Source organism: Floccifex sp., from assembly GCF_051873495.1.
Taxonomy (GTDB): domain Bacteria; phylum Bacillota_I; class Bacilli_A; order Erysipelotrichales; family Erysipelotrichaceae; genus Floccifex.
In genome coordinates this window covers 37,112-62,010 of record NZ_JBJEEX010000011.1, presented here as the reverse complement: position 1 = coordinate 62,010, position 24,899 = coordinate 37,112, and the positions used below count along the sequence as shown (strand labels likewise).

Annotated in this window: 23 protein-coding genes; 17 read left to right on the top strand and 6 right to left on the bottom strand. The window is 32.8% G+C overall.

Features of this window, described 5'->3' with window-relative positions; translation table 11 throughout:
* Positions 1-62: 62 nt before the first annotated feature.
* The gene (locus tag ACI313_RS00905; protein WP_320609077.1) at positions 63-923 is read right to left on the bottom strand and encodes a phosphoribosylaminoimidazolesuccinocarboxamide synthase; all 861 of its coding nucleotides are present in this window, start codon (positions 921-923) and stop codon (positions 63-65) included.
* A gap of 94 nt (positions 924-1,017) precedes the next feature.
* Between ACI313_RS00905 and rho the strand changes: the two genes are divergently transcribed.
* The 7 genes from rho to agaD all read left to right on the top strand — a co-directional run bounded on the left by rho (position 1,018) and on the right by agaD (position 8,866).
* The gene (rho, locus tag ACI313_RS00900; RefSeq protein ID WP_439755060.1) at positions 1,018-2,289 is read left to right on the top strand and encodes a transcription termination factor Rho; all 1,272 of its coding nucleotides are present in this window, start codon (positions 1,018-1,020) and stop codon (positions 2,287-2,289) included.
* Between the two features lie 29 nt (positions 2,290-2,318).
* Positions 2,319-3,485: an RNA polymerase factor sigma-54 gene (locus tag ACI313_RS00895; RefSeq protein ID WP_320608261.1), complete on the top strand. Its 1,167-nt coding sequence runs from the start codon at positions 2,319-2,321 to the stop codon at positions 3,483-3,485.
* Between the two features lie 5 nt (positions 3,486-3,490).
* Positions 3,491-3,994, top strand: a complete 504-nt coding sequence (locus tag ACI313_RS00890; RefSeq protein WP_320608260.1) for a PTS sugar transporter subunit IIB — start codon at positions 3,491-3,493, stop codon at positions 3,992-3,994.
* Between the two features lie 2 nt (positions 3,995-3,996).
* Positions 3,997-6,714, top strand: coding sequence for a sigma 54-interacting transcriptional regulator (locus ACI313_RS00885; RefSeq protein ID WP_439755059.1), 2,718 nt, complete (start codon positions 3,997-3,999; stop codon positions 6,712-6,714).
* Positions 6,715-6,793: 79 nt separating this feature from the next.
* On the top strand, positions 6,794-7,261 hold the full coding sequence (agaB, locus tag ACI313_RS00880) for a PTS galactosamine transporter subunit IIB (RefSeq protein WP_320608258.1): 468 nt from the start codon (positions 6,794-6,796) through the stop codon (positions 7,259-7,261).
* 17 nt (positions 7,262-7,278) lie between these two features.
* Positions 7,279-8,079, top strand: a complete 801-nt coding sequence (gene agaC / locus ACI313_RS00875) for a PTS galactosamine transporter subunit IIC (protein ID WP_320608257.1) — start codon at positions 7,279-7,281, stop codon at positions 8,077-8,079.
* Positions 8,066-8,866 carry a PTS galactosamine transporter subunit IID gene (agaD, locus tag ACI313_RS00870; RefSeq protein WP_320608256.1) on the top strand — a complete coding sequence of 267 codons (801 nt, stop codon included), beginning with the start codon at positions 8,066-8,068 and terminating at the stop codon, positions 8,864-8,866. Before agaC ends, agaD begins: the two co-directional genes overlap by 14 nt.
* Before the next feature lie 54 nt (positions 8,867-8,920).
* Here the strand turns inward: agaD and ACI313_RS00865 are convergent, their stop codons facing one another.
* Entirely contained in the window at positions 8,921-9,463 is a 543-nt protein-coding gene (locus ACI313_RS00865; RefSeq protein WP_320608255.1) for a rhomboid family intramembrane serine protease, read from the bottom strand.
* Entirely contained in the window at positions 9,453-11,219 is a 1,767-nt protein-coding gene (pepF, locus tag ACI313_RS00860; RefSeq protein ID WP_320608254.1) for an oligoendopeptidase F, read from the bottom strand. Before pepF ends, ACI313_RS00865 begins: the two co-directional genes overlap by 11 nt.
* A 29-nt stretch (positions 11,220-11,248) precedes the next feature.
* On the opposite strand from pepF, the gene ACI313_RS00855 reads away from it, so the two are divergent.
* A complete protein-coding gene (locus tag ACI313_RS00855) occupies positions 11,249-12,052 on the top strand; it encodes an HAD family hydrolase (protein ID WP_320608253.1) in 804 nt (267 codons plus the stop codon).
* Between the two features lie 51 nt (positions 12,053-12,103).
* A complete protein-coding gene (locus ACI313_RS00850) occupies positions 12,104-12,817 on the top strand; it encodes a ZIP family metal transporter (RefSeq protein WP_439755058.1) in 714 nt (237 codons plus the stop codon).
* Here ACI313_RS00850 and ACI313_RS00845 read toward each other — a convergent pair.
* Positions 12,809-13,615: a Cof-type HAD-IIB family hydrolase gene (locus tag ACI313_RS00845; RefSeq protein ID WP_320104415.1), complete on the bottom strand. Its 807-nt coding sequence runs from the start codon at positions 13,613-13,615 to the stop codon at positions 12,809-12,811. The two genes, ACI313_RS00850 and ACI313_RS00845, sit on opposite strands and share 9 nt — an antisense overlap.
* Positions 13,616-13,830: 215 nt before the next feature.
* On the opposite strand from ACI313_RS00845, the gene mgtE reads away from it, so the two are divergent.
* From mgtE to ACI313_RS00805, 8 genes are all read left to right on the top strand, one after another.
* Positions 13,831-15,228 (top strand): magnesium transporter, encoded by a 1,398-nt coding sequence (gene mgtE, locus ACI313_RS00840; RefSeq protein ID WP_320608251.1) that lies wholly within the window; start codon positions 13,831-13,833, stop codon positions 15,226-15,228.
* Between the two features lie 61 nt (positions 15,229-15,289).
* Positions 15,290-16,372, top strand: coding sequence for a CobW family GTP-binding protein (locus ACI313_RS00835; RefSeq protein ID WP_439755057.1), 1,083 nt, complete (start codon positions 15,290-15,292; stop codon positions 16,370-16,372).
* An 8-nt stretch (positions 16,373-16,380) separates the two neighbouring features.
* Positions 16,381-17,325, top strand: a complete 945-nt coding sequence (locus tag ACI313_RS00830; RefSeq protein ID WP_439755056.1) for a TIGR03943 family putative permease subunit — start codon at positions 16,381-16,383, stop codon at positions 17,323-17,325.
* A gap of 55 nt (positions 17,326-17,380) precedes the next feature.
* Complete coding sequence (gene udk, locus ACI313_RS00825) at positions 17,381-18,001, top strand: uridine kinase (RefSeq protein ID WP_439755055.1); 621 nt, start codon at positions 17,381-17,383, stop codon at positions 17,999-18,001.
* A gap of 32 nt (positions 18,002-18,033) precedes the next feature.
* Positions 18,034-19,569, top strand: coding sequence for an ABC transporter ATP-binding protein (locus ACI313_RS00820; protein WP_320608247.1), 1,536 nt, complete (start codon positions 18,034-18,036; stop codon positions 19,567-19,569).
* Positions 19,566-20,672 carry an ABC transporter permease gene (locus tag ACI313_RS00815; RefSeq protein ID WP_320104416.1) on the top strand — a complete coding sequence of 369 codons (1,107 nt, stop codon included), beginning with the start codon at positions 19,566-19,568 and terminating at the stop codon, positions 20,670-20,672. The genes ACI313_RS00820 and ACI313_RS00815 overlap by 4 nt, the downstream gene beginning before the upstream one ends.
* Positions 20,673-20,675: 3 nt before the next feature.
* Positions 20,676-21,623: an ABC transporter permease gene (locus ACI313_RS00810; protein ID WP_320104417.1), complete on the top strand. Its 948-nt coding sequence runs from the start codon at positions 20,676-20,678 to the stop codon at positions 21,621-21,623.
* A gap of 112 nt (positions 21,624-21,735) precedes the next feature.
* Positions 21,736-22,854 carry a BMP family lipoprotein gene (locus tag ACI313_RS00805; protein ID WP_320608246.1) on the top strand — a complete coding sequence of 373 codons (1,119 nt, stop codon included), beginning with the start codon at positions 21,736-21,738 and terminating at the stop codon, positions 22,852-22,854.
* Positions 22,855-22,882: 28 nt separating this feature from the next.
* On the opposite strand, the gene ACI313_RS00800 is transcribed toward ACI313_RS00805, so the two are convergent.
* Positions 22,883-23,650 carry a type III pantothenate kinase gene (locus ACI313_RS00800; RefSeq protein ID WP_439755054.1) on the bottom strand — a complete coding sequence of 256 codons (768 nt, stop codon included), beginning with the start codon at positions 23,648-23,650 and terminating at the stop codon, positions 22,883-22,885.
* Positions 23,644-24,846: a bifunctional phosphopantothenoylcysteine decarboxylase/phosphopantothenate--cysteine ligase CoaBC gene (gene coaBC, locus ACI313_RS00795; protein ID WP_320608244.1), complete on the bottom strand. Its 1,203-nt coding sequence runs from the start codon at positions 24,844-24,846 to the stop codon at positions 23,644-23,646. The genes ACI313_RS00800 and coaBC overlap by 7 nt, the downstream gene beginning before the upstream one ends.
* Positions 24,847-24,899: the final 53 nt, after the last annotated feature.

Below are 24,899 nucleotides of genomic sequence, written 5' to 3'. Positions count from 1 at the left end.
AAAGAGGATATAACTCTTTTCAAGTGACAAATCACTTAACTGTTATATCCTCTTTACTGTTTTTATAGATCTTTTCCAGTTAATAACTTATAAACTTCAAGATATTTATTAATTGTCTTTTGTTCAATATCTTCTGGTAAAGTCCAGTTCGCATCTTTATTGGCTTTTAACCAATCACGAGCAATTTGTTTATCAAAAGAAGGTTGAGAGTGACCAGGTTGATATCCTTCCAATGGCCAGAAACGAGATGAATCAGGTGTCAACATTTCATCCGCTAAGACGATATTTCCATTTTCATCTAATCCAAATTCGAATTTAGTATCCGCAATAATAATGCCTTTACTTAACGCATAGTCAGCACATTTTTTATAAAGAGCGATTGTTAAGTCTCTAATTTGTGTCGCATATTGTTCACCTTTACCAGGGAAACATTTTTCTAAATGAGCAATACTTTGTTCAAAGCTAATGTTTTCATCATGGTCACCGATTTCAGCTTTTGTGCTAGGTGTATAAATTGGTTCTGGTAATTTATCAGATTCTTTTAATCCTTCAGGTAATTGAATACCACATACCGTTCCATCTTTTTGGTAGCTAGCCCATCCTGAACCTGTGATATATCCACGAACAATACATTCAACTGGAATCATTTCTAGTTTTTTACACATCATTGAATTTCCATCGAATTTTTCTTGTTGGAAAAAAGATGGCATGTCTTTTACATCGGTACTGATCATGTGATTGGCTACAATATCACTTGTGTAATCAAACCAGAATTTAGACATTTGAGTTAAAACAGTTCCTTTTTTGGCAATGACATTGTTTAAAATGACATCAAAACAACTAATACGATCAGTAGCGACCATAATTAAGCTGTCGCCGTTATCGTAAATTTCACGTACTTTTCCTTCTTTGATTGGCTTCATTTCGAATTCCTCCTAATTAATGCCTCTATTATATAAGATAAATTGAAAAATGTTAGCTAAAAAGTGTAAAATAATAAAGAATGTGAGGAAATTTATGACAAAAGAAGAACTAGAAGCTACTTCTTTGGTAGAACTTAGAATAAAAGCAAAAGAAAAAGGAATTAAAAACGTATCAACTTTTCGTAAAGCTGAATTAATTGATTTATTAATGAATATGGAAGTCAAAGAACAAAAACCAGAAGAAAAAATGGCCTATGGGATTTTGGAAGTTATGGACGGATATGGATTTATTCGCTGTGACAATTATTTGACAGGAGAAGACGATGTCTATGTATCGGCTAGTCAAATTCGACGGTTTCGCTTAAAAACAGGAGATATGTTGATGGGAAAAATGCGCGAAAAAAGCGCAACAGAAAAATACGGAGCGCTATTACGTATTACATCTGTTAATGGTGTAGACCCTGAACAAGCAAAATTAAGAAGAGCCTTTGAAGATTTAACACCTATTTTTCCAAACGAAAGAATTCACTTAGATACAAGTCCAAAGATTTCAATGCGCATTGTGGATTTATTATCACCGATTGGAAAAGGACAAAGAGGAATGATTGTGGCACCTCCTAAAGCAGGAAAAACCACTTTATTAAAAGACATTGCCTTAAGTGTACAAAAATCAAATCCGGAAATGCACTTAATCATTTTATTAATTGATGAAAGACCAGAAGAAGTAACGGATATTAAAGAGACAGTAAAAGGGAAAAATGTTGAAGTCATTTATTCAACATTTGATGAACAACCGGAACGTCACAAAAAAGTATCAGAAATGGTAATTGAACGAGCAAAGCGATTAGTGGAAATGAATGAAGATGTCATTATTTTAATGGATTCCATTACGCGTCTTGCCCGGGCTTATAACTTAACCGTGGCCCCAAGTGGTCGTACTTTATCTGGAGGATTAGACCCTGCAAGTTTATATATGCCAAAACGTTTCTTTGGAGCCGCTCGTAATACAAGAGAAGCCGGTTCACTTACTATTTTGGCAACGGCTCTAGTGGATACGGGATCGAAAATGGATGATGTAGTATACGAAGAATTTAAAGGAACAGGAAATATGGAACTTGTTCTTTCTCGTAAACTTCAAGAACGTAGAGTATTCCCAGCTATTGATGTCGTTAAATCAAGTACACGAAGAGAAGATTTATTGTTGAGTAAAGAAGAACAAGAAGCAGTAAGTGTAATTTGTAAGAGTTTAAATGGCTTAAAACAAGAGGAAGCAGTGGAAAACTTAATTGATTTATTCACTCGTACGCGAACAAACGAAGAATTGATTTCATTTATTCGTTATAAAAATTCAGTCTCATTTCGATGAGACTTTTTTTATGGTACACTGAAAGTAAGATGAAACCACAATTAAAGATTACACAAACAGTACAAAATCGTAAATTCAATCGCAAAAGAGATACGTTTAATCATATACTTACGATGAATCAAAGTGAACTTTCTTATTATTTGAAACAAACAAGTTATCAAAATCCGTATTTGATATTTGATTCCAATTCTGAAGTATTTGAAGCTTTAAATCAAAGTGCTCCTAAATTGATTGATGAAATCTTATTTCAAGTGCATACGCATCCCTTTGATATTGAAGATGATTTAATTGCGTATTTAATATCAAAATTGAATTCTAATGGTTATTTCAAAGAAAACTTAGAAGAAATCATTAATAAATGTTTATTTTCTAAAGAAGACATTATAAATGCGATTAATGTATTACAGACATTGGAACCTATAGGTTGTTTTTGTTTCGATTTGAAAGAATCACTTAAAGTACAATGTGAAATGTCTCAAGAAGCAGAAAGTGAAACAGCATATTTGTTATGTGATTATCTAGAAGAAATTGCCTATAATAAAATTAAAGATATTGAACAAGCACTTAATCTTCCTTTTGATGAAATCATGGAAGGCATTCGTTTTCTAAGACAATTGAATCCTAAACCTGCAAGTAACTATGCCACAACATCCATTGTGTTAAATCCGGAAGTAAAAATTAGTGTTGAAGATGATACTTTAAAAATAGAGTTATTGAAACAAGATTTTTCACTTTCTTTATTGGAACAAAATAGTAATAATGAATTATATAATCAGGCAAGTGAAATTATTGCGTGTGTGAATTCACGAAATCAAACGTTATTAAATATTATGCGGGTAGTATGTCAAATTCAAAAAGAACACTTTTTATTTAATAAACCACTTAAACCATGTACACTTTCACAAGTTTCTAAAACAATGGATTGTCATGTATCAACCATTTCAAGAGCAATCATGACCAAATCCTTTGAATTTAATCATCGTTATTATCCAATTCGTTCTTTATTTGTTCGTAGTGAACAAGAACTCGTGAAAGATAAAATAAAAGAGTTGATTGAAAACGAAGATAAGATGAAACCATTGAGTGATGCCAAAATACAATCTTTATTGGAACAAGATCATATTAAAGTTTCAAGAAGAGTTGTCACAAAATATAGAGAACAATGTAAGATTCCATCTTACTTAAATAGAAGGTAAAGAAAATGAATGAGAAAATAAAATTAATTCGTGTTGATAATCGTTTAGTTCATGGCCAAGTAGGAATGACTTGGACAAGTTTTATTAATATTAATCGTATTGTTGTAGTCAATGATGAAACAATGCAGAATGGGATGGCTAAAAAATTGATGTCATCGATTGCTAAGGCTGCTAATGTTCACATTGATTTCACGTCTTTAAAAGGATTTCCTGAATTGTTAGGAGAATACAGTGAACATGAAAAAATATTTGTGATTGTCAAAACCATTCATGATGTGCGTGTTTTATTAGAGGAATTAGATGGTAAGGTCAAAGTTAATATTGGTAATATTCATTATGAAAGAGGTCGCATTCAATTTAATAAGAAAATGTATTTAACACTTGAAGATATTGAAGATTTGATTGTTTTATTAAAACAAGGAAATGATATTTTTTATCAAGATGTTCCAGGGACTTCTATTGAAAAAATTGAAATGTATAAATTATTAAGAATGAAAAGGGAGATGTAGAAATGGATTTAAAAGAGAGTTTATTGTTGGAATTGGAAAAAAGAACCAGAGAACATGAGCTAAAAGAAAATGATTTATTTACGGCATCTTCTTTGGCTTCTTTTTTTAAGATGGGTAGAAATACCATTTCACAATATTTAAACGATTACGTGAAAAATGAAAAAGTTATTAAAGTAAATACCCGTCCAGTTTATTTTTTTCATAAACAAGCACTAGAAGAAAAATATGAAACTAATTTTAATGATTGTATATACGATTCTATCGCGAGTTTAAAAATATTGATGATGAAAGACTTTGAAAAAATGATTGGCTACAATGGATCATTAAAAAGTGTAATTACGCATTGTAAAGCAGCTATGTCTTATCCAGATAATGGTCTTCCTATTTTAATTTGTGGACCTACGGGAACAGGGAAAAGCATGATTGCCAGTTTAATGTATGAATACGCTAGTCATCAAGGCATTCTTAAAAAAGATGCCAAATTTATTTCTGTGAATTGTTCAGAATACGCAGATAATCCAGAATTATTAGTGGATAACTTATTTGGACATGTCAAAGGAGCTTATACAGGAGCAGATGAAGACCAGGTTGGTTTGATTCAACTTGCCAATGGTGGTGTCTTGTTTTTAGATGAGGTTCATTGTTTAAAAGCCGAATGTCAAGAAAAGTTATTTTTATTTATGGATAAAGGGATATTTCATCGTTTAGGAGACAATGAAAAATGGTATCAATCGAATTGTCGTTTAATCTTTGCGACAACGGAAAACCCAGATCAAGTATTGGTTCACACTTTACTAAGAAGAATTCCGATTGTGGTTCATATTCCTTCTTTAAGTGAACGTCCGCAAATTGAAAAAATGGAACTCATTTATACGATGTTGATGAAAGAAAGCTTAAATCTAAATAAGAGTCTTTGTATCTCAAACTATGCGTATAAAACGATTTTAAGTTATGACTATAAAGGCAATATTGGTCAACTTCAGAATGTGATTAAGGCAAGTTGTGCGCGAACATTCTTGCATGAAAATAAAGATAATTATTGTATTCGTTTATTGGATTTACCGGATTATATGTTTGAATCCATGGATACTAATATTTTAAAGAACTTTGATCAAAATGAAAAAATTGTATCGGTTTTAGATTTGAATAAGGAAATTAAATCGGATTCACCTTTAATGGATTTATACGATAATTTATTGAATACGTTTAAGTTATTGGAAAAAGAAGAAGAGACATTGGAACAAATTATTGAGCGGTGTAAATTATTGATTCAGAATTTTTTCGATTGGTTATTCTTTAAGAAAAAGAATAGTTTTAAGAGTTCCAATGAAAATTATTTATTAAAGATGTTGGATAAAATTTGTTCAATCATCATGAATAAATATTCTTTCACAATGCCCAATACCCAAATAAAAATTTATTCCAAGGTATTTGTGGAATACACTAAGATTGTAACAGATGCACAAATGTGGTATTCCTTCCATGAAGAAGAAGTACAACGGATTTTATCACTGTTACAGGAACAATATCCTCGTGATTACTTAATTGCCAATGAATTATTAGAAAATGCGTGTTTAAACTTAGATATTAAAATGGATAAGTTTATGGATGTGATTATGACCATTGAAATGATTAAGACCCAGAAAGAAGAAAAAGAAAATGTGATGGGCTTAATTTTATGTCATGGATATTCTACAGCAAGTAGTATTGCCGATACTGTGAATCAATTGTTGGGGGAACATATTTTTGATGGAATTGATATGGAATTAAAGATTTCCATTGACCGCATTGCCCAATTAGTGGATGACTATCTTCAACATAAGGAACCTATTCAAGAATTGATGATTTTAGTAGATATGGGAAGCTTAGAAGGAATTTATAAGCGAATTCGTCTTCCTAAGTGTAATATTGGTATTATTGATATGGTTTCTACTCCAGTTGCCTTGGAAGTCGGAAATCATATCCAACAAGGACATCTTGTCAAAGATATATTAGAAGAAATAAAGAATAATTTTAATATTTCGACGCGTTTAATTGAAGAGGCCAAGAAACAAGATGCCATCTTAACTATTTGTGCAACCGGAATTGGGGTTGCCAAAAAGATTAGTGAATTATTAACGAATTCACTTCCTAAACCCATTCCGGCTAAGATTATTCCATATGATTATCATTCCATTGTTGAAAATGGAGTAAATGATTCTATTTATTCACAATATAATGTTTTGATGCTTGTAGGAACTTTAGATCCTAAAGTTGAGGGAACTCCTTTTTTACCACTTGAAAATTTAATTGATAACGATCAAATTCAAGTTCTTGTGGATTATGTTGGCCAATATTTTAATGAAGAAGAATTAAGTGAATTTAGACAAAATGTGATGAAAAACTTTGCGCTTTCGAATATTGTGAATCATCTAACGATTTTAAATGCTCAAAAAGTAATTGATGATGTAGAAGAATTTGTATTAGAAGCACAAAGATTATTGGATAAGAAAATGGATTCAACATCACGATTAGGTTTATATGTGCATGTGGCTTGTTTGATTGAAAGATTGATGTTGAAACAAGGAATTGATGAAGTAGAGGGAATGGAAACGTATTCGCTTGAAAATAAGGAACAAATGGATTTGATTCGACAAGCATTTAGTGGCGTACAGGAACATTATAGTGTCGAATTACCGGATCCTGAAATCATGTATATCTTAAATTATTTCCAAGAATAGCGTATTTATCGTGTTCGCCAATAGCGGGCACGATTTTTGCTGTAATAATAGGTGAAAAGAGAAAGGAGAGACAAATCTTATGCCCAATATTTTATTAACACGAATTGATAATCGTTTGGTTCATGGTCAAGTTGGTGTAACTTGGACAACAACCATTGGAGCAAATTTATTATTGGTTGCCAATGATGAAACAGCCAATGATCCGCTTCAACAAAAATTAATGGCTGTAACAGCTAAATCAAGTGGTGTAGGAATTCGTTTTTTCACAATTGAAAAAACAGCAGCTATCATAAGTAAAGCTGCCCCAAGTCAAAAAATCTTTATTATTTGTAAGACACCTAGTGATGTTAGACGTCTAGTAGAAGCTGGTGTTCCTATCAAAAATGTCAATGTAGGAAACATGCATTTTTCAGAAGGAAAACGTCAATTAACAGCGAAGGTGTATGTAGACGATAAAGATATGGAAGATCTACATTATTTGGCTAGTCAAGGAATTGAAGTGTATGCACAAGATGTTCCTGGTGACATAAAAACAATGATTGATTAAAAGCAAGGAGAGAAAGTATGGAAATCACATTATTTCAAGGTTTATTACTTGCGATTATGGCGATAATCGTGGGTCTTGATTTCTTTTTGGAAGCCTTCTTCTTATTTCGTCCGTTAATTGTTTCAACTTTAACAGGATTGATTTTAGGTGACTTGACTTTAGGATTGAAAGTTGGGGCCCTAATTGAATTGGCTTTCGCAGGTTTAACACCAGCTGGTGGTACACAGCCACCTAACCCGGTTATGGCTGGTTTGATGGGAACGGTATTAGCTTATACAACTGGTTGTACACCAGAACAAGCATTGGCTTTATCTTTACCATTTTCATTTTTAGGACAATATATTATTTTATTCTACTATTCAGCATTCTCATTCTTTATGGGAAAAGCGGATAAAGCAGCTCAAGAAGCAGATACAACTACCATTCGTAATATCAACTTATTATGTATGTTGATTGTATCTGTTACATATGGAGTGCTTGCGTTCTTATGTTCATACGTTGCCCAAGGTCCTATGCAAGCCTTTGTTGAATGGTTACCTGCTGTTATTACACATGGACTTGAAGTTGCCGGTGGTATTTTACCAGCTGTTGGATTTGGTATGTTGTTAAGAGTTATGATGAAAGGAAAATATATTCCTTATTTCATCGCTGGATTCTTAATGGCATGTTATTGTGAAATGTCAAACTTATTACCAGTTGCTTTACTTGGATTAGTATTCGCTTTAATTGATTACTTTGGAGCTAAACAAAGACAAGAAGAAATCAAAGCAGCTATGGAAGAAGGATCTTTAGGAGGTGGACAGGATGTCGGAATCTAATAAAAAACTAACTTCAAAAGATATTACGATGCTTGGAATTCGTTCATCATTCCTACAAGCGTCATTTAACTATGAACGTATGCAATCATGTGGATTCACATGGGCTATGTTACCGGCTCTAGAAAAAATTTATGGAGACGATAAAGAAAAATTAAGTGCAGCAATGCAAGATAACATGGGATTCATCAATACCCATCCAAACTTAGTTGGATTCTTAATGGGATTAATGGTTTCCTTAGAAGAAGGAGGAGCACCAAGAGAAACAGTTAATGGATTAAAATTAGCGTTATTTGGTCCAATTGCTGGTATTGGAGATGCTATTTTCTGGTTTACTTTATTACCAATTATTGCTGGGATTTCTTGTTCCTTTGCCTCACAAGGATCAATTATTGGTCCAATCTTATTCTTTGCGTGCTACTTTGTGATTTGGGTTTTACGTATTGTATGGACTAAATTAGGATATACATTAGGAACGAAATCAATTGATATGATTACAGAAAACTCTGATATCATTGCCAATGCCGCTACTATTTTAGGTATTACTGTTATTGGTGCTTTAATCGCAACATATGTATCAATTAACTTATTACCTGTTATTACCGTAGATGGTGGAATTGAAGTTGCTGTACAATCACAATTCTTTGATATGATTTTCCCTAACATTTTACCAATGTTAGTAACACTATTGTTCTTCTACTTATTGAAGAAAAAACAAGTGAGCCCAATTGTTTTAATTGTTGGTGTCATCATCGTTTCGATTCTTTGTTCTTGGATCGGATTATTGTAAAAAAAAGATAATAATATTATTTCTCCAATTCAAAAAATGAGATGGTTGTCCATCTCATTTTTTCATGCCAAAATAAGCTCCACAAAAACCTCCGGCAATATGTGTTAGTTGTGAAATTGAATCTTGTTCAAAGATAGCACTATAAATTTCTTTTCCAATAAAGAACACAAACACTAAAATTAAAGTTAAAGGAATTTCTTTGTGTCGTACACTTGTAATACTTGAAACCACAATCATCATAAAGACAATGCCACTGGCTCCACATAAAGCTTGATTCGAAAATAATAATGTATTTAGTAAAGATCCAATTAAAGCCGTAATCAAAATCATTTTTAATAATTTTTTAGAACCATATTTTTCTTCAATCATAGGACCTAATAATAAAATAAAAGTCATATTACTTGTCAAATGTGACAAATCCGCATGTCCGAGTATATATGAAAACAAGCGAATATATGTAAATGGATCGGTTAAGCTTGAGCGATATGTCACAAAATAGGGCATTAATTTATTGTTGGATACAGCATTTAAAACAAGGACAAGGCAACAAGCTAATACAAAACCAACGGTAACAGGGGCATTGTTTTTAATTTTCATGGATTAAATCCTCTAATTGATGAATATAATCTTTAAAGACTAGTAAAGCCTGGTCAATGGCATCTGGTTTTGACATATCAATGCCACAAATTTTTAATAAATCAATTGGACTTTGAGAACAACCACCTTTTAAGAATGTTTTATATTTTTCTACAATTCCATCTTCGTGATTTAAAATCTTAGTACTAATCGCAATAGCGGCTGCAAAACTAGTGGCATATTGATAAACATAAAATGGTGTATAGAAATGAGGAATACGACTCCATTCATATTGGATTTGTGAATCCACAACAATATCATTTCCATAGTATTTTTTATTTAAATCTAAGTAAATGGTATTTAAAGTTTCGGCTGTTAATACTTCATTATGACTGACCATTTCATGCGTGATTTTCTCAAATTCCGCAAACATAGTTTGTCGATACATTGTTGATTTAAATTGATCTAAGAAATAATTTAATAAATAAATTTTCTCATCTTTATCTTTAGATTCTTTTAATAAATATTGAATCAATAAGCTTTCGTTACAAGTTGAAGCAACCTCGGCTACAAAGATACGATAATCACTATCTAAAATAGATTGATTTGAATTGGAATAATATGTATGTAACGCATGCCCCATTTCATGAGCTAAAGTGAATACATCATTTAAAGTGTTGTTGTAGTTTAGTAAAACATATGGATGGGTACCATAACATCCCCAAGAATAAGCACCAGTACGTTTTCCTTGGTTTTCATAGACATCAATCCAACGGTTATCAAATCCTTCTTGTAGTAAATCTAAGTAATCTTGTCCTAAAGGAGCTAATCCTTTTAATACAATTTCTTTAGCTTGTTCAAATGTATAGTGAGAATCACATTTTGATAGTGGTACATAGAAGTCATACATATGAAGTTGATCATAGCTTAGTATTTCTTTTCGAAGAGATACGTATTCATGCATAGAATCAAAGTGGTTATGAATCGTTGAAATTAAATTGTCATATACGTCATAAGGAATTTCATTTGAAAATAATTCACTTTGAAGAGTATTTTCAAATTTATGTTCTTTACTAAAGAAATTACTAGCTTTACAATTGGCATAGTACATAGCACTTAATGAATTATTAAATTGTCCATATACTTTATATAAATTGTCAAAGGCACTTTTTCTAAGTGTACGATCTTTACTTTCCATATAGGAAATATAAGTTCCTTGTGTTAAAGGATATGTATTTCCTTTTTCATCTACACAATCTTCAAAGCGAATATCGGCGTTGTTAAACATGGAAAAAATGTCATCGGGACTGCTTGCTAAATCACTTGCCTTGGCAAGTAATTCTTCGGTCTTGGCATCTAAGACATGGTCTTTTTGACGAATAATGCTTTGAAGAAAACGAGTATATGGTTTTAATTCAGGAGCATCTAAATTATTGAGTGTTAATACTTCGGGTTCAAACCAAGATGTACTTTGACTTAATTCTACAGCTAATAATTGAGCTTTAGCACTCATTGCCTGGTATTTACTGTTGCTAGCGTCTTGATGGTTTCTTTGATTGGCATAGACATAAACTCTTCCAAAGTAATAATTAATTTTTTCATAACATTGAATGGCACTAACTAAACAAGAAACATCACTTAGTTTACCTTCATAGCTTTTAAATTCTTGACAATAACTTTGAACTAAAGTGTATTCTTGTTCAAAAAGGGTTTCGTTTTCGTAAATATCTTCTAATTTCCAAGTATTTTCTATTTTTTGTTGGTCACGAGTTATCATGGGTTTCTCCTTTGTGTTAATATAGTTTCATGAAAATATTGGCACTGGATTTAGATGGAACAACTTTAAATGATCAAAATAAAATCTCTAAAGAAAATATACAAGCCATTGAATTAGCTAAGACACAAGGTGTTTTAGTTGTGGTAAGTACAGGAAGAAGTCTAGATATGATTCCTGCTTGTTTAAAGGGACTTGTTTCTTATGTGATTTCAAGTAATGGAGCCGTCATTTATGATTTTTCCACGAATGAAAAAATATATGAAAAGACAATTTCTAATGAATTGGCTCTATCTTTTATTCATTCTCTTCCTAAGTTTTATTTTAGTGCCAACATTGATGGAAAAATGGTTCTTCAAAAAGGTTTGATAGGAACAATTTATCAATCTCTTAGACAAAATAATAAGACAAAGTTTTTAAAAGTCAACTCTATCGAATTGTATTTGAAACAAACAAATAAGAATGTTGAGTGTTTTCAAATGTATACATTATTTAAAAGAATACATAAACAATTATTAAATGTACTTTCTCATTTTCCAAGCTTATGTGAGGCAAATACCAATGCTCCAGAAAATCGTTATACTGAAATATTCGCATCGGGTACAAATAAAGGAAAGGCGTTATTGGCTTTAGTTGAGTATTTAAAATTAGAGGATGTGAAGATTTATTGTATTGGGGATGGACAAAATGATTTAGAGCTATTTGAAGTTGCGGATATTTCCATGGCAGTAGCCAATGCGCATCGTCAATGTAAAGAAAAAGCCGATGTGATTGTACCAACGAATAATGACAATGGTGTGTGTTTTGGGATTGAACACTATGTATTAGAGCATTAAACTTTCTTTTTTCTCATAGTTAGTTTAAACTAACTATGAGGTGATACTATGATGAGTATATGGATTCCTTTTATCGGAACGGTATTAGGAGCAAGTTGTGTATATATATTTAAAGAAAAAGAAAATGAAATGTTGTCACGAAGTTTTAGTGGAATTGCGGCAGGAGTAATGGTGAGTGCGAGTATTTTTAGTTTATTACTTCCGGCATTGGAACAAAGTCATTTTCTAATGGTTGTATTGGGAATATGGGTAGGTGCTATATTGATGTGGTCGTTGGATCATTTTATTCCTCATGTTCATTTTGAACAAGAAGAAGGAAAACCCAATCATTTATCAAGAGTAACGAAATTAGTATTGGCAATGGTTCTTCATAATATTCCGGAAGGAATGGCAGTGGGAATTGTCTATGCTTCTGGGTATAAACCAGCTAGTATTGCCTTGGCTATTGGAATTGCGCTTCAAAACTTTCCTGAAGGAGCTATTTTATCGCTTCCGTTTCAGAAGTATGTATCTAAGCATAAGGCTTTTTTAATAGGGAGTTTAAGTGGAATTGTAGAACCACTTGCCTCTTTAGTTACGATTTATTTTTCAAAGTATTTAGGTAACTATATTCCCTTTTTATTGAGTATGGCAAGTGGGGCTATGTTGTATGTAGTCATTGAGGAATTGATTCCTGAAATGGCCCAAGGAAAACATTCCAATATCCCAACGATTATGTTTATGATGGGATTTAGTTTAATGCTTGTATTAGATCAATTATTTTGATTGTAACATGTGATGAATAACACTATAGTCAACATTGCTTCCTATTTGATAATGGGAAGCTTTTTTGGCGTTTTCATTGCCATTTGCAGGACAATACGAATGTTCAAATCTTGACAACATTTCAATGTCATTATCAGAGTCTCCGTATACATAGACTTGACTAGAATCAATATTTAGATATTGTGCTAATTCTTGTACGGCAATTCCTTTATTGGCATTGATAGCCGTAATTTCATAGAATTCATCTTTACTAGGAGCATTGACTAATTTGTCTTTGTGTTTTTTTAATATGTCTTCGATTTCAGGAATATCAAATCGTTTATGGATATTAATTTTTAAAATATCGTTTTGTAGAATGAACTCTTTAGGAGTATTAAAAGTAATATTGGCATCTAAGAATTTATCTAAATCACGGTTTCCGTTTTTAAAGGCAGTAAAACGCAAGGCATCGTAGTTAATGAAGTCTTCTTTTGATAGTGTGGAATAACTTGTATCGTATCCCCAAAATTCAAAAGGAATATAGTCCATCGTTAATAGTTCTTCAATTAATGGTTTAGGAATGGGGTGTTTGGCAATTTCATTTTGATTGTCATCAAGAATTAAAGCTCCATTAAAGCATATGTAAAAGGTTCCTTTAGGAAAGTTAAAATGTCGTACTCTTGATAGGCCTCTTCCTGTTGAAATGGAAAAATAATGAGATTCCATAAGTTCTTTTAATCCATTTAAAATAATGTCATCAGTTTCGTGTTTTGAATTTAATAGAGTTCCATCTAAATCGGTTGCGAATAATTTTTTCATATGTTTATTTTATGGGAAAAACTTAGTAAAAGTAAAGTAAAATTGGTTGACTTTAACGGTTTGGAATTTATAATAATTTTGTCTTAAATGGAGGTGGAAAGAATGGACAATTGTGATGGTTGTGGGCCGAGTTTATATGAAATAGCGTTGTCTGTTCTTTTCTGACAACAATTTCTATAAATGCCCCAAAAATTAAATAATAAAAGGAGGCAAATATGGAAGAAAAAGAATTATTTGAAGAACATGATTATGTTCAAGAAATTATCGAGTTATTAAAAAGTAATGCCAGTGATATTGAAATCAAAGAACAATTAGAAGATTATCATGAAAATGATATTGCTCAGGCATTTGAAGATGTAACACCAGAGCTTCGTAAAAAATTACTTTCTTTATTAAATGAGGAACAAGTATCGGATGTATTTTCATATATTGAAGACTTAGATTTATATTTAGGTGAATTAGAGATTAATAATGTTGCCAAGATTATTGAAAATATGGATGCCGATGATGCGGTTGATTTACTTGAAGAAATGGATCCAGAGGTTCAGGAACAATTAATCAAGTTAATCGATGAAGATTCGAAAGAAGATATTCGTTTGATTCAATCGTATGAAGACGATGAAATTGGTAGTTACATGACAACGAACTTTGTGGTTATTCAAGAAAATGCCACAATTCGTCAGGCTATGAAATCGGTGGTGGAACAAGCAGGTGAAAATGATAATATTATGACCATTTATGTCATTGATGACAAAGAAGTATTTTGTGGTGCCATTGATTTAAAGGATTTAATTTGTGCTCGAAAAGATGACTTGTTGTCAGACTTGATTGTCACTTCGTATCCATATGTATTGGATCATGAAAAAATTGCGGATTGTATTGAACGAATTAAAGACTATGCCGAAGATTCGTATCCCGTACTAAATAATGAAATGAAAATTATTGGTATCATTACTTCCCAAGATGTTGTTGAAGTCGTTGATGATGAAATGGGAGAAGACTATGCGAAATTGGCTGGTTTGACAAGTGAAGAAGATTTAAATGAAACAACGAAGGAAAGCATGAAAAAACGTATGCCTTGGTTAGTGGCACTATTGTTTTTAGGAATGTTAGTAAGTAGTGTAGTTGGTTTATTTGAATCGGTTGTATCGAAGATTTCTGTTATCATTTGTTTCCAGTCTTTAATTTTAGGGATGGCTGGAAATGTAGGTACGCAATCTTTAGCGGTAACAATTCGTGTTTTGATGGATGAAAATTTAACACGTAAACAAAAAATCGGGCTTGTCTTTAAAGAAGCTAGAGTTGGTTTAGGAAATGGTTGTTTACTAGGATTATTGGCTTTTATCATTATTGGATTGTATTTAATCGTATTCAGAGGATATAACTTCACTTATGGCTTTGGGATTAGTGGCTGTGCAGGAATTGCCCTTGTTGTGGCTATGCTTATTTCGAGTGTAGTGGGAACATTGGTGCCTATGTTTTTCCATAAAATCCATGTTGATCCAGCTGTAGCTTCTGGACCATTAATTTCAACGATGAATGATTTAGTGGCCGTTATTACATATTATGGAATGGCTTGGTTATTGTTGATTAAAGTGTTTGGTTTGTATTAAGTCAATTACGTGCATTTATGAATAAATTAGTCTATACTAATAGAACGAAAGAAGGGTTATCATGACAAAAGTAGATATTTTTTCTGGGTTTTTAGGGGCTGGAAAAACAACTTTAATTAGAAAATGTATTAAAGAAGCATTTCAAGATGAACAAATTGTTTTGATTGAAAATGAATTCGGAGAAATAGGAATTGATGGAGGTTTCTTAGAAGAAGCTGGAATTCAAATTCGTGAAATGAATTCAGGATGTATTTGTTGTTCATTAGTAGGAGACTTCTCACAAGCTCTTACTAAAGTCGTAGAAGACTATCATCCGGATCGTATTTTAATTGAACCATCTGGAGTTGGAAAATTATCTGATGTGATTGGGGCAATTGAAAAAGTAAAAGCGCATGTGGACTTACAAATGAATAGTTTTGTTTGTGTTGTAGATGCCAAAAAAGTAAAAATGTACACTAAGAACTTTGGCGAATTCTATAACAATCAAATTGAATCCGCAAATGTGATTGTGTTAAGTCGTAGCCAAGATATGAGTGAAGATAAAATAAAAGAAGTCATTCATATTTTGAAAGAACACAATGATCATGCGTCTATTATTACAACAAGCTGGGATAAAATTACGGGAAAAGAAATTTTGGATGTAATGGAATCAAGAGAAAGCTTACAACAATTATTAGAAGAAGAACAACATTTAGCTCATCATCATGATGAAGAATGTGAACATCATCACCATCACCATGACCATGAAGAAGAATGTGAATGTGGACATCACCATCACCATGATGATGAAGAATGCGAATGTGGACATCATCATCACGATCACGATGAAGAATGTGGATGTGGACATCATCATCACCATCACGATGCTGATGAAGTATTCACTAGCTGGGGATGTGAAACAATTCATAAGTATTCAAAAGAACAATTAAACAATATTTTAAATGTGTTATCACAAACAGATGAATATGGAACGATTTTACGTTGTAAAGGAATCGTTAGTAGTGATGCCGATGACTGGTTCTATTTTGATATGGTTCCTCAAGAATGTGAAATTCGTACAGGTAAACCACAATATACAGGTCGTTTATGTGTGATTGGATCAAATTTAAAAGAAGATAAATTAGCTTCTTTATTTGAAATTTAGGTGAATCTATGACAGTTCCTGTTTATTTTTTCACTGGTTTTTTGGAAAGTGGGAAAACCACTTTAATTAAAGATACATTGGCTTCTCCTGATTTTACTGAAAATGAAAAGTCATTATTAATTTGTTGTGAAGAAGGATTAGAAGAATACAATGAAAAAGAATTAAAAAAATGGAATACCGAAATTTTCTATGTCGATAACTTTGAAGACTTAAGTTATGAATTATTTATTGAATTAAATAAAAAATATCGACCTGATCGTATTTTAATTGAATTCAATGGAACATGGGATACTAAAGCCTTCATGGAAATGGAAATGCCAATTGGTTGGTTAACTGTTCAGATTGTGAGTTGTGTTGATGCATCAACATTTATGATTTATGCTCAAAATATGAAACAAATGATTTTTAATCAATTAGTTTATTCCGACTTAATTATTTTTAATCGATGTGATGAAAATACGGATAAACGCTTTATTCGTAATAACGTAAAAGCAATTAACCACAATGCCCAAATTATTTATGAATCACTAGATGGAAGTGTAACCGACCAATTATCCAGTGATGAACTTCCATTTGATATCAATGCCGATGAAATTCATATTGAAGACGATGACTATGGTTTATTTTATATGGATGCGCTAGATAATCCAGATAAATACAACAATAAAGTAATTGAAGTCAAAGGAATTGCGATTAGTGCCGTTCAGGGTGATAAAAATGCGATGGTTATGGGACGATATGCCATGGTATGTTGTGCCGAAGACTTGTCTTTATGTGGAATTTTAGTTCGTAATGTGGATCGTTCTAAATTTAATCAAAACGATTGGATTACAGTGAAAGGTGTTGTTCATGTGATTTTGAACACAGAATACAATCAATATTTCATTGTATTAGATGCCCAAGAAGTAAATGTCACAACTCCTTTAGAAGATGCATATGTTTATTTTAGCTAAGATTGAATCTTAGCTTTTTTTTAGTTTATAATAAATATAGATGTGGAGTGATATTATGAATGTAACATTAATAGGAATAGCAGGAGGATCTGGCTCTGGTAAATCAACGTTTACCAATCGCTTAAAAAGTTATTTTCAAGATGATATTTCCATTGTGTATCATGATAATTATTATCGAAGACAAGATAATACAACCTATGAACAAAGAGTAAAAGTAAACTATGATCATCCTGATGCTTTAGAAACAGAATTATTAATTCAACACTTAAAAGCTTTGAAACAAGGACAAGACATTTACTGTCCTGTTTATGATTTTGTGGATCATAATCGTAGTAATGAAACGGTGCTTGTGAAAAGTAAACCCGTTATTTTAGTAGAAGGAATCATGTTGTTCGAAAACGATGAATTAAGAGACATGTTTGATATGAAAATATATGTAGATTCTGATGCCGATGAAAGAATATTAAGACGAATTCTTCGTGATGTAGAACAAAGAGGACGAGATTTAAATAGCGTTATTACTCAATATTTGAATACTGTTAAGCCTATGCATGCTCTATATGTAGAACCAACAAGACAAATGGCGGATGTTGTGATTAATTCGGGAATGAATGATGTCGCTTTTGATGTGGTTTGTAATTATATCAAAAAAATACTAAATGAATCGAATTTATAGTAAAATAATATAAATAGAAAAGAGGAAAGAAAATGGCAGATCAATATGCGATTGAAATGCTCAATATCACAAAACGATTTCCTGGGATAGTTGCCAATGATAATATTACATTGCGCTTAAAAAAAGGTGAAATCCATGCTCTTTTAGGAGAAAATGGTGCTGGAAAATCGACTTTGATGAGTGTGTTATTTGGGCTTTATCAAGCAGAAGAAGGAATTATAAAAAAAGATGGTGTCGAAGTACAAATTAAAGATCCTAATGATGCCAATGAACTAGGAATTGGAATGGTTCACCAACACTTTAAATTAGTTGATTGTTTTAGTGTTTTAGATAATATCATTCTAGGAGTGGAACCATCAAAATATGGTTTCCTTCAAAAAAGGGAAGCAAGACAAAAAGTAATTGATTTATCGAATCGATATGGATTAATGGTTGATCCGGATGCGAAGGTTGAAGACATTACGGTTGGTATGCAACAACGTACTGAAATCTTAAAGATGTTGTATCGTGACAGTGAAATTTTAATTTTTGATGAACCAACAGCGGTATTAACACCACAAGAAATCCAGGAACTTATGAAAATAATGAAGAACTTGGCTAGTGAAGGTAAATCAATTTTATTTATTTCGCATAAACTACAAGAAATTATGGAAGTAAGTGATCGTTGTACTGTTCTTCGTAAAGGAAAATGTGTAGGAACAGTAAATACCAATGAAACATCTATGGAAGCATTATCCGCAATGATGGTTGGTCGAAATGTGAATTTCCATGTGGAAAAAGATGAACACGAACCAGGAGATGTGATTTTAAAAGTTGATGATATGTCAGTGGCATCGAAGACAAAAGGAAAAGATGCAGTTGATCATGTTTCTTTTGAAGTACGAAAAGGGGAAATTGTTTGTATTGCTGGAATTGATGGCAATGGACAAACCGAACTTGCCTATGGAATTACGGGATTGGAACCATTAAAAAATGGTGCTGTTATTTATAAAGGCGAAGACATTACGAAAAAATCAATTCGTCATCGTTCAATCAATGGAATGAGTCATATTCCTGAAGACCGTCATAAACATGGATTGGTTCTAGATTATTCTTTGGAATATAATTTAGTTTTACAACGCTATTTTGAACCGGAATTCACAAACAAAGGCTTCTTAAATCGAAAAGCCATTAGAGAATATGCCGACCGTTTAATTCAAGAACACGACATTCGTTCTGGACAAGGCGCTATAACAACGGTTCGTTCTATGTCTGGGGGAAATCAACAAAAAGCAATCATCGCTCGTGAAATTGATAAAGACCCGGATTTATTAATTGCCGTTCAGCCAACTCGTGGTGTTGATGTAGGTGCCATTGAAACAATTCATAAACAATTAATTGAACAACGAGATGCAGGAAAAGCTGTGTTATTGTTCTCGTTGGAATTAGATGAAGTTATGGATATCCCAGATCGCATTTTGGTTATGTTTGAAGGACAAATTGTTGGTGAATTGGATCCGAAAAAGACTACCCAAGAAGAATTGGGTCTATATATGGCAGGTGCCAAACGAGATGAGGTGAAACTATGAAATCAAAGAAAAATTGGTTAAGAAACGATGGTATTCAAGCTTTGATTTGTTCCCTTATCTGTATTTTAATTGGAGTTATCATTGGATATTTAGTTTTATTATTAATTAATCCATCTGGAGCAGGAGAAGCCATCTTGGCTATTTTAAAGAACTGGATGAATGCATCTAGTTCACCATTACGATTAAAGAACTTAGGACAAACATTAGTTTATATGTCACCGTTATTGTTGTGTTCTCTTTCGGTATTGTTTGCCTATAAAGTAGGTTTATTCAATATTGGATGTTCAGGACAATATACAGCTGGTATGACTGTAGCTTTGTATGCCGCTTTAGCATGGCATTGTAACTGGATTGTATGTTTAATATTAGCTGTGATTGCTGGAGCCGTTGTAGGAGCTATTTCAGGGGCATTAAAAGCGTATCGCAATGTATCAGAAGTTATTTCGGGAATTATGTTGAACTGGATTTTATTGTATGTTGCTAATATGGTATTGGCTAATGTCAAAGAACCGGCTTCAACGTATACATTGAAATTAGCTCAAAATGCACCACAAGCAATTTTACCATCACTTGGTATTGAAAAATTATTTAACAATTTCCAATATGCTACAATCGCTATTCTTATTGCGATTGCTATGGCATTTGTCGTATGGGTTGTTTTAGAAAAAACAAAATTGGGTTATGAATTAAAAGCAACCGGGTTAAATAAAAATGCGGCTAAATATGCTGGAATGAAAGAAAATAGTAATATTATTTTAACAATGGCAATTTCAGGGGCATTAGCTGGACTTGCCGCAGCGTGTTTATATTTAACAGGAATTACGCAATGGTCAACTGGATCCACAAGTGTTCCTGGTATGGGATTTAATGGAATTGCGGCTGCGTTCTTAGGTGGATTAAATCCAATTGGAACTATTATTTCATCTTATTTCATTCAACACATTACATTGGGAGGAACGGCTATTAACTTATCTGTTTATCCTTCTCAAGTTGCGGATTTAATGTCAGCCATCATTATTTACTTATGTGGATTTGTAGCTTTCTTTAAATTAATTTTAAATAAATGGCTTGATAAAAAAGAGGCAAAGAAAGGAGAACAATAAAATATGACAACAATTCTATTATTACTTCAATATACATTAATCTTTGCATCGGTTTTATCATTAGTTGCCCTAGGTGGATGTTACTCAGAACACTCCGGAGTTATTAACATTGGATTAGAAGGAATCATGGTTATGGGAGCTTTAGGTGGTGCCTTGGTTATGCGTTTCTTCCCACAATTAACAGGAATGACGATGGTTTTTGCGGCTATGTTAGGAGCTATGATCTTTGGTGTTATTTATTCGGTTTTACTAGCTTTCTCGGCTGTTAACTTACAAGCCGATCAAACAATTGTAGGAACAGCGATGAATATGCTTGGATTAGCTTTAGCAACCGTTATTGTCAAAGCCATTAATATGGCAGAAAATCCAAATAACGTTTCAAGTACAATGGTTTATGTCAATCAGAAAAAGAATTTCATTATTCGTTTTGGAGCCTTTGAATTCAACTGGTTCATGTTGATTGCGGTTATTATTTTAATTATTGCCTTTATTGTTTTATATAAAACAAAATTTGGTCTTCGTCTTCAAGCATGTGGAGAACATCCACAAGCAGCTGCATCGGTTGGAATTGATGTATACAAAATGCGCTGGTCTGGGGTTTTAATTTCTGGTATGCTTGGTGGTCTTGGGGGCTTGGTTTATATTTTAGCTGGTGTTTCCGAATGGAAATTTGAAAACGGAGTCGCTGGTTTTGGTTTCCTTGCCATGGCCGTTATGATTTTTGGACAATATAAACCACTTCGCATTGGAGTCTCTGCTTTATTGTTTGGATTCTTTAGAGCACTTGGTTCTGTGTATACAGGATTTGATTTTTTAGTAGCTCTTCAATTACCTAGTACTGTTTATAATATGCTTCCATACATTGTGTGTCTGGTTATTCTTGCCTTTACATCCAAGAACTCTCATGCACCAAAAGCCGATGGAATTCCATATGATAAATCGAGTCGATAGCTTGCGTTTTATGCAAGCTTTTTTCATAGGAAATGTAAGCTGTTACAATATTGAAGATAAAAATTAATAGTGTTAAAATATTGCCATAAGAATACATACGGAGGGAAACAAAATGAAAAAAATTCTTAAGTTATTTGTTGCGTTCAGTATGGCCTTCGGATTAGCTGCTTGTGGATCAAGTTCAGATGATTCAAAAGAAGCAGATATCCGTGTAGCTATGATTACCGATTCAGGTGATATTACTGACCAATCCTTCAACCAAACAACTTATGAAGCAGGTAAAGCATTCTGTGAAGAAAATGATTTGGAATTCAATTACTACAAACCAGCTTCAGATGATGATTCTGCTCGTATTGCTATGGTTGATAAAGCTGTTGATGACGGATATAACGTTATCTTAATGCCAGGTTACTTATTTGCCGAAGCAGCAGCTTATGGAACTAACACGTATCCAGATGTTAAATTTATCGCTTTAGACTTAAGTGAATACGATTTACAAGGTGCTAGTGAAGAAGCTAATATGGATGCATTGTATTCAACAGTTTACCAAGAAGAAATTCCAGGATACATGGCTGGATATGCAGCTGTTAAAATGGGATACACTGAATTAGGATTCTTAGGTGGTATGGCTGTTCCTGCTGTAATTCGTTATGGATATGGATATGTACAAGGTGCGGATGCTGCGGCTAAAGAATTAAACACTCAAATCAACATTAAATATGTATATGGTGGACAATTCTATGGTGATGCAGATATCACAGCTAAGATGGATACTTGGTATTCACAAGGTACACAAGTTGTATTTGCTTGTGGTGGTGGTATTTACACTAGTGCTGCTGAAGCTGCAAACAAAGTTAATGGTAAATTAATCGGTGTTGACTCTGACCAAGCTCCTATTATCGATGGTACATATGCTGAAGGTATGACAATTACTTCTGCTATGAAAGGTTTAGCTAACACAGTAACTACTTTATTACAAGCTATTGTTGATGGTGAATTTGATTCATATGCTGGTAAAGTAGATAACTTAGGATTAGTTAGTGAAAATCCTGCTGAAAACTATGTAGGATTATCTGATTCTACACAATGGTGTGATACATTTACAGAAGATGACTACAAAGCATTAACTGCTAAGATTTACAACGGTGAAATTAAAGTTTCTAATGATACTGAAAATGAACCAACAGTAAGTGAATTCACAACAGTTGATTATCAAGGATCAATTAAATAGTTAATAAAATGAAAACAAGGAGTGATGATTACTCCTTGTTTTTTTCGTATATAGCTTTTAAACCTTTGAAAATTAATTCACGATCATAATAATCAATTAAATTTGTATGTTTGAATACAACGGTTCCCAATCCGCCAGTGGCAACCACTTTGAAATCCGTTTTACATTCTTTTTTAAATTGACGAATTGTATATTCAACGCCACCTAAATATTGATAGAAAACACCTGCTTGCATTTCTGTTTTAGTGGTTTTCGCTAAAATGGTTTTGGGTTGTTTAATTTCAATTTCAGGAAGCTGAGCAGTTTGTCCCCATAAAGCGTTCGCCCCTGTTTCAATACCAACTGAAATAGCTCCTGCTTTAAAGCATCCATTTTCATCTACGAAATCATATGTTGTAGCCGTTCCAAAATCCACAATAAGAACTGGACCACCGTATGTATAGAAAGCACCGGCTGCATCAGCAATACGATCGGCTCCTACACTCTTTGGATTTTCTAATTGAACACTAATTCCTGTTTTAACACCTGGACCTACAATAATAGGTTCCATTCCATAGAATTTTTTTATTCCATTCACAAAAGAATACATAACTTTAGGAACAACACTTGAAACAATAAACGCTTCAATGTCTTCTTTTTTTACATTTGAATTTGATAGGAATGTTTGAAGCATAAAACCAAATTCATCAGATGTTCTTCTTACTTTGGTTGTCATGCGATAATTCGCAACAAAAATATCGCCATCAAAAATTCCTACTGTAATATTTGTATTTCCAATATCAATCGCAACTAACATGATTTATTTCCTTCTTCTATCTCTTTGAGAGTCTCAAGAATTTTAACACCTAATTGTTCTTTTGTCATTTTAGGAAGGCATATTTTTTCATCTTTTTTAAATAAAGTTACTACATTGGTATCTACATTGAATCCAGCACCGTTGGTGAACAAGTTATTGGCAATCAACATATCACAATTTTTGTTTACTAATTTCTTATAAGCGTTTTGTTCTAAATTTTCGGTTTCCATGGCAAATCCACAAATATATTGATTTTCTCTTTTATGAGCACCTGCATAAGCTAAAATATCTGGGTTTTTAACCATTTTGATGGTCATTGTTTCATCGTCTTTTTTTAGCTTTTGATCCGAAACAATTTCAGGTCGATAATCCGCTACTGCAGCTGACATAATGACATAATCGGCTTCATTTAAATGGTCTTTCATAGCTTCAAACATGTCATTGGCACTTTTGACATGAACTGTATTAACGTGTTCTAAGTCATCTAATTGCGTAGGACCCATGACCAAAGTCACATTGGCGCCCATGTCTCTTGCAGCTTTGGCAATAGCATATCCTTGTTTACCACTTGAATGATTTGTGATAAAACGAACTGGATCGATGTCTTCTTGGGTAGGACCGGCATTAATTAATACTTTTTTTCCAGTTAATTTCTTTTCTTGTTCAAAACAAGCATCAATCGCATCCACAATTGTATCAACAGAAGCAAGCTTTCCTTTGCCTACATCATTGCACGCAAGCATTCCTGTTTCGGGTTCAACAATCATATAACCTAATTCTTTGGCTTTCTTTAGATTTTGTTGGGTCACTTCATTTTCGTACATGTGAACATTCATAGCAGGGCAAATCATTTTTTTAGAATGGCACGCTAAAAAGGAAGTAGTGACAAAATCATCGGCTAAGCCATGAACAACTTTGGCAAGTACATTAGCACTACATGGAACAATCACAAATAAATCAGCCCAGCGTGCTAGTTCTACGTGTTCAATAGGGTCTTCAATATTTGAATCAAATAAATCTGAGTAACATGGATTATGAGAAAGTGTTTCAAATGTTAATGGGGCAACAAATTCAGTAGCGTGTTTTGTCATTAACACTTTGATTTCATAATCTTTTTTTGATAGTTTGCTTACGATGTCGCAAGCTTTATAAGCGGCAATCCCACCACTTACACCAATACATATATGTTTTTTCATTGTTTTTTTCCTCTTTTGAATGACTTTATTATATTCTTTTTAGCTTTTCAAGA